Annotated in this window: 9 protein-coding genes; 4 read left to right on the top strand and 5 right to left on the bottom strand. The window is 28.2% G+C overall.

Annotated elements, in window-relative coordinates; genetic code table 11:
* The first annotated feature begins 115 nt into the window (after positions 1-115).
* On the top strand, positions 116-592 hold the full coding sequence (tnpA, locus tag CLPU_RS12570) for an IS200/IS605 family transposase (protein ID WP_050356019.1): 477 nt from the start codon (positions 116-118) through the stop codon (positions 590-592).
* Positions 593-931: 339 nt separating this feature from the next.
* Entirely contained in the window at positions 932-1348 is a 417-nt protein-coding gene (locus CLPU_RS12565) for a hypothetical protein (RefSeq protein WP_131701617.1), read from the top strand.
* A gap of 272 nt (positions 1349-1620) precedes the next feature.
* Here the strand turns inward: CLPU_RS12565 and ytvI are convergent, their stop codons facing one another.
* From ytvI to CLPU_RS12545, 4 genes are all read right to left on the bottom strand, one after another.
* Entirely contained in the window at positions 1621-2670 is a 1050-nt protein-coding gene (gene ytvI, locus CLPU_RS12560) for a sporulation integral membrane protein YtvI (protein WP_050356017.1), read from the bottom strand.
* A gap of 144 nt (positions 2671-2814) precedes the next feature.
* Positions 2815-5280, bottom strand: coding sequence for a CoA-disulfide reductase (locus tag CLPU_RS12555; protein ID WP_050356016.1), 2466 nt, complete (start codon positions 5278-5280; stop codon positions 2815-2817).
* 79 nt (positions 5281-5359) lie between these two features.
* Positions 5360-5644: an ArsR/SmtB family transcription factor gene (locus CLPU_RS12550; protein ID WP_050356015.1), complete on the bottom strand. Its 285-nt coding sequence runs from the start codon at positions 5642-5644 to the stop codon at positions 5360-5362.
* Positions 5645-5892: 248 nt separating this feature from the next.
* Positions 5893-6297 (bottom strand): four-helix bundle copper-binding protein, encoded by a 405-nt coding sequence (locus CLPU_RS12545; RefSeq protein WP_200898586.1) that lies wholly within the window; start codon positions 6295-6297, stop codon positions 5893-5895.
* 199 nt (positions 6298-6496) lie between these two features.
* Between CLPU_RS12545 and CLPU_RS12540 the strand changes: the two genes are divergently transcribed.
* Together CLPU_RS12540 and CLPU_RS12535 are read left to right on the top strand one after the other, a co-directional pair.
* The gene (locus CLPU_RS12540) at positions 6497-7081 is read left to right on the top strand and encodes a DJ-1/PfpI family protein (RefSeq protein ID WP_050356014.1); all 585 of its coding nucleotides are present in this window, start codon (positions 6497-6499) and stop codon (positions 7079-7081) included.
* Positions 7082-7143: 62 nt separating this feature from the next.
* Positions 7144-7743, top strand: a complete 600-nt coding sequence (locus CLPU_RS12535) for a YdcF family protein (protein WP_050356013.1) — start codon at positions 7144-7146, stop codon at positions 7741-7743.
* A 59-nt stretch (positions 7744-7802) separates the two neighbouring features.
* Here CLPU_RS12535 and CLPU_RS12530 read toward each other — a convergent pair whose 3' ends face one another.
* A complete protein-coding gene (locus CLPU_RS12530; protein ID WP_050356012.1) occupies positions 7803-9374 on the bottom strand; it encodes a DEAD/DEAH box helicase in 1572 nt (523 codons plus the stop codon).
* Positions 9375-9483: the final 109 nt, after the last annotated feature.

The raw sequence follows: 9483 nt of genomic DNA, 5'->3' as shown, positions 1-9483 counted from the left end.
CCTGCTATGCAGGTGGTTCCAAAAAGCTTGTAGCTATGAGTAGAAAAAAAATAACCTCCTTTGTTAAAATGGAAGTAGGTTTGCCGACCACAACCAAACAAAGGAGGAAATCCAATTGGATAAGAATAGTTTATCACATACGAAATGGAATTGTAAGTATCATATAGTCTTTGCACCAAAATACAGAAGACAGATAATATATGGAAAAATAAAAGTGGACATAGGAAGAATATTAAGAAAACTATGTGAATATAAAGGAGTAGAGATAATAGAAGCAAATGCATGCTCAGATCATATTCACATGTTAGTAAGTATTCCACCAAAGATAAGTGTGTCGCAATTTATGGGATATTTAAAAGGAAAAAGTTCTTTAATGATCTTCGATAGACATGCAAACTTAAAGTACAAATACGGAAATAGACAATTCTGGTGCAGGGGATATTATGTAGATACAGTAGGAAGAAATAAAAAGGCAATTGCAGAGTATATAAAAAATCAAATGCAAGAAGATATAGCAGGTGATCAAATAAGTTTGAAAGAGTTTATAGACCCGTTTACGGGTGAAGAGGTAGCCAAAGGGAAGAAAAAATAACCCCTTAAGGGGTGCCCTGAAAAACTATAGCAGTTGGCAAACCTTTCAGGGTGTCTTAAGACACAGCAAGTAATATGCCCTTATAGGGCTGAGCAAACCACCCGTTTGACGGGTGGTCATGATTTATAAATTTATCATATAAATCTTACAGATCTAAGTATATCATAATATTTTTGGTGTTTTTTCTTACTAATAAAATCTAACTGATAGGCGACATATCTTAGTTTACAAAAAATAGCAATCGTTATATTATAATAATAAATACGTCAAGAGGGGGAAGTTATAGTAATCTATAACATGTATATGAATAACGAATTTTTAACTAAGAATAGGAGTCTTATGATTTTTACTTTAATGATCATAATTGAGATAATATCTTTTGGAATTATAGAGAATAAGTATCCAAATAGAATTGATGATTTATTTTTTACAATAATTTTTCCTTTAATAATAAGTATATTTGCATTAATAATAACAATTATAGAGAAAGATCATAGGCATATACTATCTATAATTAACATGATATTACTTACACATATGATCATAATGGGAAGATTAATATGGATGGAGAACTTCAAGATTACTACTATATCTATAATAATAATGATATTGGTTATGCCAATTTTATTTATAGTAAATGTATTTAGGCATTTTAAAAATAGAGACGAGGATATAAGAAACTATGATTTTTGGATTGCTATAGGATCTATGTTTTATATACTATTTTTAATAGAATTATTTTCAAAGTATACTTAATAATACTGCTATACAATAATTTACTATGCTATTAACTGAAGACTTATAATTTTGATAAATGAGATCATAATGAGGGGAAAGTACTATTTTTCGTATTAAGTAAAAGAAATAAATAACATATAAATAGTAAAATTCTAAATCTAGTTATATAGTTTTACTTTTATAACATGATTTAGAATTTTATTTATTATATTAAAATATTTTAGATTTTTAAATACTACCTAAATCTTATGTTTTAAAATATTATAAACTTTAAAAATTTAATTTTAAGATTATAATATTTTAACTTTAGTAAATACCTTATAAAGAACAACAAGTCCTATTAGATATATCATTCCTAAAAATCCATAAGCTTTTAATCCTATAAATATTGCTGCAAGTATAAATACAGGATGAATCCCTAAATTTGTAGAAACTAGCTTTGGCTCTACTACCTGTCTTACTATACTAACTATAACAAATAGTATTAATAGTCCTATACTTATGAATTTTTTACCTAAAAAGTAGTAGATGATCGCTAAAGGAACATATACAGAGCCTACACCTAATACAGGTAAAACGTCAACAACTGCAGATAGAATACTTAATATAAGAGCGTAATCTATCTTTAATATTGAAAAACCTATAAACGTTTCAACAAATGTTAGTGATATTATAGAAGCATAAGCCTTAATATATCCTGTTAACATAGCTCCACTTTCTTTTATTACGCTTTTCATTTGTTCTTTACCAGATGGAGAGAATATTGATAGAACTTTGTTCTCTATATCCGGCATATCCTTTGAAAAGAAATAAGTAGATAAAAAAGTTATAAACGCAATCATCAATAATAAAGGTAATCCCAATATGAGAGATAAAACTTTGTTTACAAGGGATACTGTAATGTCTAAAGTTCTAGATACTACAGATATTAACTCATTATAAAACTTTTGAACCGTACTAAAGTCAATTTTTGCATAGTATGAGTTAAATTTACTAACATAAGTTTCTATATAAGCTGAAATTGTATCAAAGTCTGGAAGTGATTGAATTAATAATCTACCTTCCTTTACTATCTTAAGTAAGATAACAGATATTATAGATAAAATTATCGCAAATACTATAACAGTGGAAATAAATGCAGATATTCCATTTGAAAACCGTAGCTTTTTCTTTAGGAACCTAGTTAAAGGCTTTGTAAAAATAGCTATAGAAAATGCTAGTACAAATGGAAGTGTATATGATAGTGTTGAAAAAAATAAAGCAAATAGAACAGTATAAATTGCTAAGAATATTATAGTTTTTATTAGTTTTGATTTAAAGTCTTCATTAAACATATTCATAAGCATTACCCCTTTTTTATAAGATGAAGAAGAATATAGTGATGTAAAACAATCCTAGAATATTAGAATAATTATACTACAAAAACTAACATTAGACCAAGTATTATAATACTTGGTCTAATTTATTTATAAAGATATAATAATCTATATGAATAGATTAACATTAGAATCTTCAGCTTCTCCTAAATAATATCCTACTCCACCTATTTTGACTCCATCAATTAACTCTTCTTTTTTTATACCCATTACATCCATTGACATTTGACAGGCTATAAGTTCTATTCCAGTATTTATAGCTGATTTGATAAGATCTTCAAGAGAAGATATATTTTTATCTTTCATTACTTTTCTTATCATTTTACTACCCATACCCATCATATTCATCTTTGAAAGACTTAGTTTTTCACTACCCTTAGGCATCATCATACCAAACATTTTATCCATAAAACCTTTTTCAACATTTATCTTTTCAGGCTTTCTTAATATATTTAGTCCCCAGAATGTAAAGAATAAAGTTACTTTTTTACCCATAGAAGCTGCTCCATTAGCTATAATAAATGAAGCGATAGCTTTATCAAGATCTCCACTAAATACAACTATTGTTTTGTTATCTTTATGATTATCTTGTTGGGGAGAGAGAGCGGCTATATTGGATGATTTTTGGATAAAAGCAGTTATTATCCCTTTATCTTTAGAAATATTGAGTAAATTATTATTTGTTTTTTCACACCAAGACTTTATATCAATAAAAAATCCAGGATCAGAGGCTTTTACTTTTAAAATTTCACCATCATCTAAAGTATCTATACTCATTTTTACTTGCATTAGTGGACCAGGACAGCATAATCCAGAAGCATCTAATTCTTTATCATAGTTTAAATTATTGATATTTTTAGTTAGCATATTATTCATATCCACCTTTTTAAAATCATCTTTAGAACTTTTATCAAATTCTATACTTTGAGGAACAAACTTTGACATGTTATAGGTCTTATAACCGCCAGATAAGTTTTTAACTTTGAAACCATTTTCACTTAATATTCGAGATGCTATATATCCTCTAAGCCCTACTTGACAGTATGTTAAGATTTCTTTGTTTTTATCTAATTCATTTATACGTTTTCTTAAATCATCTACGGGAATATTTATTGCTCCATCAATATGATCATTACTATATTCAAACTTAGTTCTTACATCTAATAGGATAGTATTCTCTCTATTATATGTGTCTAAATCTTTAGGTAAGAAATTACTTACATTTCCTTTAAGAACATTCTCGGCTATATATCCAATCATATTTACGGGATCTTTTGCTGAAGAATATGGAGGAGCATAGGAAAGTTCAAGTTCTGTTAAATCTTTTATGGTTCCTCCAAGTCTCATAGTAGTAGCGATAACATCTATTCTTTTTTCAACTCCAGAGTAGCCAAATGCTTGAGCACCTAGTATCTTACCATCATTATCAAATATGAGCTTTATAGATATAGGCGTAGCACCTGGATAGTAAGAAGCATGAGATTGTGGATGAGCATATACAACGTTATAAGGAATATTTAGGGCTTCTAGTTTTTTTTCATTGTTACCAGTAGATGCTCCAGTTAAGTCAAAAATTTTTAAAACAGAAGTTCCCTGGGTACCTTTGTATTCAGTATCTAGACCACATATATTATCAGCACATATTCTACCTTGCTTATTAGCAGGTCCAGCTAAAGGCACATAAGATTTCTCATTATTAACAAAATCTATAATTTCTACTGCATCTCCGACAGCATAAACATTCTTAACACTAGTTTCCATTTTACTATTTACTCTGATATGTCTACTTTCTGATAAATTTATTCCAGAATTATTTATGAATTCTGTATTAGGTACTACTCCTATAGCTAACACAACCATGTCAGCACATAATGTATTGCCATTAGATAAGTTAGCAGTTATAGAGTTAGTACTATCATCGAAAGATTCAACTCTATCATTTAAAACTAACTGAACACCGTTGTCCTCTAATTCTTTAGCAGCAAAAGATGCCATTTCGGAATCAAATGTTCCTAATATTTGATTATCTGATTGAACTAATGTAACCGATAAACCAGATTCTTTAAGATTTTCAGCCATTTCTACTCCTATATATCCACCACCAACTACGATTGCACTTTTAACATCTTCCTTATCTATATAGGACTTAATAGAATCAGTATCAGGGATGTTTCTCAAAGTAAAAATTTTCTTATTATCAATACCAGGAATATTAGGTTTAAGAGCTCTTGCACCAGGAGAAAGTACTAAATAATCATAACTTTCTTGATAAGTACCTTTTTCTTTACTATTAACAGTGATTTCTTTATTTTTTGTATCAACAGATATAACTTCGCTGTTTATTCTTACGTCTATATTAAATCTATTTTTCATTCCTTCAGGAGTTTGAACTAATAGTTTATCTCTTTGTTTTATACTTTGACCTATATAATAAGGTAGACCACAGTTTGCAAATGATATATATTCATCTTTTTCAAATACTATAATCTCAGCACTTTCATCTAATCTTCTAAGTCTAGCTGCAGCTGAGGCACCACCAGCTACACCACCAACTATTAATACTTTTTTACTCATATATATTCCTCCAATGTATTTTATAAAATTAAATATTTACTTTAGTATGATTTACAATAAAAAAATAATCTTATGAAAGTTACATGTTTTCTACAAGTTCCCTAATTAATTTAGCAACACTTTCATTAGAAATTGTGTAATATACTTCAAGCCCATTTCTATTGCCTTTAATAATTCCAGCTGATCTTAGTTTTTGTAAGTGTTGAGATATAGTAGATTGTGGAGTATCAAGACATTCTTGCATATAGCTTACATTACATTTTCCTTTTTCTAAAAGACCATTAACTATACATAATCTAACTGGATGAGCTATAGCCTTAAGAATTTCAGCAACTTCATTGTATTTAGTTAAATCTTTATTCATATTAATCCCTTCTTTCAAATAAATCATTATATCCATATATTACGATATACAGATATAATAGTCAATAATATAAATTAATTTTTATTTAATCAATATTTAATATGCTGAATTTTTTATTATAGAGTATATTTTGTATATATGTATTTAATAACAATATATAAATATAAAAATTAGAATTCATGGTATAAAATACTCCCTACTTATATATAAGTAGGGAGTATAACTTACAGATAATTATATAACTAACTTTAGCTTCTCATAGCGAAAGCTTTGCACTCTCTTGCACAATGAAAGCATACTTCTGCACAATTTTGTGATGCTCTATCAGGAAATTTAGCACATTCTTTTCCACAAACTACACATATATATGCACACAGTTTAGCTATATGTTTTGAAAAATAACTCATTCTTGCAATATATTTAGCTGTTAAGCCACAAATATCTGCACAATCACGTAATAATCTAATTTGAGTTGTTCTATGTTTATAGTCTTTAACTTTTTTTAACATGACGGTCATATGCTCACAATTAGCTTCACAATCTTGAATAGTTTTTACTAATTCTTTTTCATAATAGTGAGAAGAAGGTTTTCTATAACGATCTTCTCCATATATATCATACATAGACTGTAATAAACAATCATAATCGTACAATTTTTATTCTCCTTTCAAACAAAATACAGGTATGACACAATGTTAAGTATATTCAATAGATCATTTAATAGTTACATATTATAATGATTTACTTTAGGTAAAAATGAGAAACTTAAATTTATTCTAAACAGAAAATACGTTATAATATTTATCACAAGCATATTATTTTTAGCTTTATTTTGATAGAAGGGGGATAAAGATGAAAAAAACAAAAAATGTAGGGATACTGATATTTGATGAAGTAGAAGTACTGGATTTTTGCGGCCCATTTGAAGTTTTTTCAGTTTCAAGTAATGTAAGTGCTGAAAATTCATTTAATGTTTTTACTATTGCTGAGAAAGATGGGCCTATATATGCAAGAAATAACTTAAGTATAAATCCTAAGTATACTATAAAAGATTGTCCAGACATAGATATCTTAATAGTTCCTGGTGGACAAGGAGCTCGTAAAGAAATGCATAACCAGATGATAATAAGTTGGATAAATAATATATATCCTAACTTAGAATTATTGCTTACAGTATGTACAGGGGCGTTAATAGTAGGAAAATGTGGCTTACTAGAGGGACTGACTGCCACAACTCATCATTCAGCATTAAATTTATTGAAAGATATATCCCCTAATATAAAAGTTGTATCAGATGAAAGATATGTGGATAATGGTAAGATAATACTATCAGGAGGGATATCAGCGGGTATAGATATGTCTTTGTATGTTGTAGATAAATTATTGGGCAAAGAAGCAGTATCAAAAACTATAGATGTGATGGAGTATAGCTATTAAGACTTTCAAAATAATAAGTATACTTAATATGATAATAGATAGCTAAAATATAAGGAGATAAAATGAAAAGAAGAAAGATTTACAAAAGACTCTTTTTAGGAATGTTTATTATTCTAGTAATTTATATAATATATACAGCTTTTAGTGTTTACTCTTTTGGGAATAAGAATGAATTAAGGAGAGCAGATGCTGCTATAGTACTGGGAGCAGCAGTATGGGGCAATAAACCTTCACCTGTTTTTAAAGAGAGAATTAATCATGGAATATGGTTATATAAAAATGGATATGTAAAGAAAATAATATTTACAGGAGGTAAACCTAATAAAACAGAACTATCAGAAGCTTTGGTAGGGAAGAGGTATGCTGAAAAAAAGTCTATACCTAGTTCAGATATTTTAATAGAGGAGAAATCTAGGATTACACAAGAGAATTTAATATATGCAAAAGATGTTGCAGAAGAAAATAATTTGAAATCATTTTTAATTGTAAGTGATCCGATACATATGAAAAGAGCAATGATAATGTCAAATGATATTGGATTAAAGGCATATTCATCACCAACGCCTACAACAAAATATAGAAGCTTAAAAAGTAAAGGAGAATTTCTTATTAGAGAGGTGTACTTTTATACAGGATATCTGATTTATAGAATAATAAAATAGCTTAAACAAAATAAATGCAAGTTTTAATATATATATTAAAGCTTGCATTAAATATAGATTTACTTATTATTAGCAAATTCCATTCTTACTTTTTTACCACATAGTTTTTTACCAGAGCATTTCTTCATTACTGATTCTGCAACTCTATCAGATATATCGACAAAAGTAAACTTATCAAGAATATCAATGTCACCAATATCTTCTTTACTTACATTTGCTGAGCTTATAAAGAAATTAACTAAAGACTTAGGATTTAATTTATCTTTACGTCCAAATGGTAAAAATATTCTAACATAGCTTGAACTTGAGCCTATATTATTTTCTGTGTAATCATAACTTATCTCTTTTTCATAAACCATGCTTATTAAAGCTGCTGCCACATCAACAAGACTAAAATCTTCATCTAATTCTGTAGCAATATGAGTAAACTTTTTGTATTTATCATCTTGTAATGTTTCTTTAACTCTACTAACTATATTTTGATACTTTGCACTAAATATATCATCAATAGTTGGAACTTCTTTTCTTTTAATTTTACCTTTAGTATTTTTTTCAATTTGTTTAAGAACTGTATATTCTCTTGATGTAACAAGTGTGTATGCAGTTCCTTTCTTATTAGCTCTTCCGGTTCTTCCGATTCTGTGAACATATGATTCAGTATCTTGAGGTAAATCATAGTTTATAACGTGAGAAACATTTTCTACGTCTATACCTCTTGCTGCAACATCTGTAGCTACAAGAAAATCAAGATTTTCTTCTTTAAACTTTTTTAAAGTGTTTAGCCTATGATTCTGACTCATATCTCCATGCATACCTTCTACATTGTAACCTCTAGCTTGCATAGATGCAACTAACTCATCTACTCCTTTTTTAGTTTTACAGAATATAATAGATGTTGAAGGATCATCAACATCAAGTATTCTACATAGGGATTCAAAACGATCTTTTTGTTTAATTTCATAATAGTACTGTTCAACACTAGATACTGTCATTTGATTTTTAATTATAGAAATATGTTTCGCATCTGGCTTCATATATCCCTTAGCTATTTTTTTAATTCTACTAGGAAGCGTTGCAGAGAATAACAGAGTTTGTCTATCACTATTACAACTTTCCATTATTTTCTCTATATCTTCAATAAAGCCCATATTAAGCATTTCATCAGCTTCATCTAGAACAAGGAATTCAACTCCGCTTAATTTAAGAATACGTCTTCTAATAAGATCTAAAACCCTACCAGGCGTACCAACAACAATATCTATTTGTTTCTTTAATGCCTTAATTTGTCTATCAATTGATTGACCACCATAAACAGGTAATATGCTTACATTGGAATACTTAGCAATACGTATAAGTTCATCATTTATTTGAATAGCAAGTTCTCTAGTAGGTGTTAAAATAATCGCACTTACTCTACCATCTGATGATTTATTAAGGTTATTTATAATTGGGCCCCCAAAGGCTAATGTTTTACCTGTACCAGTTTGAGCCTGACCGATCACATCAAAACCTTGTAAAATAACAGGAATAACTTCACCTTGTATTTTAGAAGGTTCTTCAAATCCCATATCTCCTATTGCTTTAAGTATATCTTTATTAAAACCTAAATTATTAAATGTTATATTTGTCATTTATTTCTTCCTCCAAAAGTTAATCAACTCATTATACTATAGTGTTTACATATTAACAAGGATTAATTAATAGTAAATATAAATTAATTTTAACCTATATTTTTAATAT

Source organism: Gottschalkia purinilytica (assembly GCF_001190785.1).
GTDB lineage: Bacteria > Bacillota > Clostridia > Tissierellales > Gottschalkiaceae > Gottschalkia_A > Gottschalkia_A purinilytica.
Note: the sequence above shows the minus strand (reverse complement) of the source record. Positions and strands in the feature narration are given on the sequence as shown.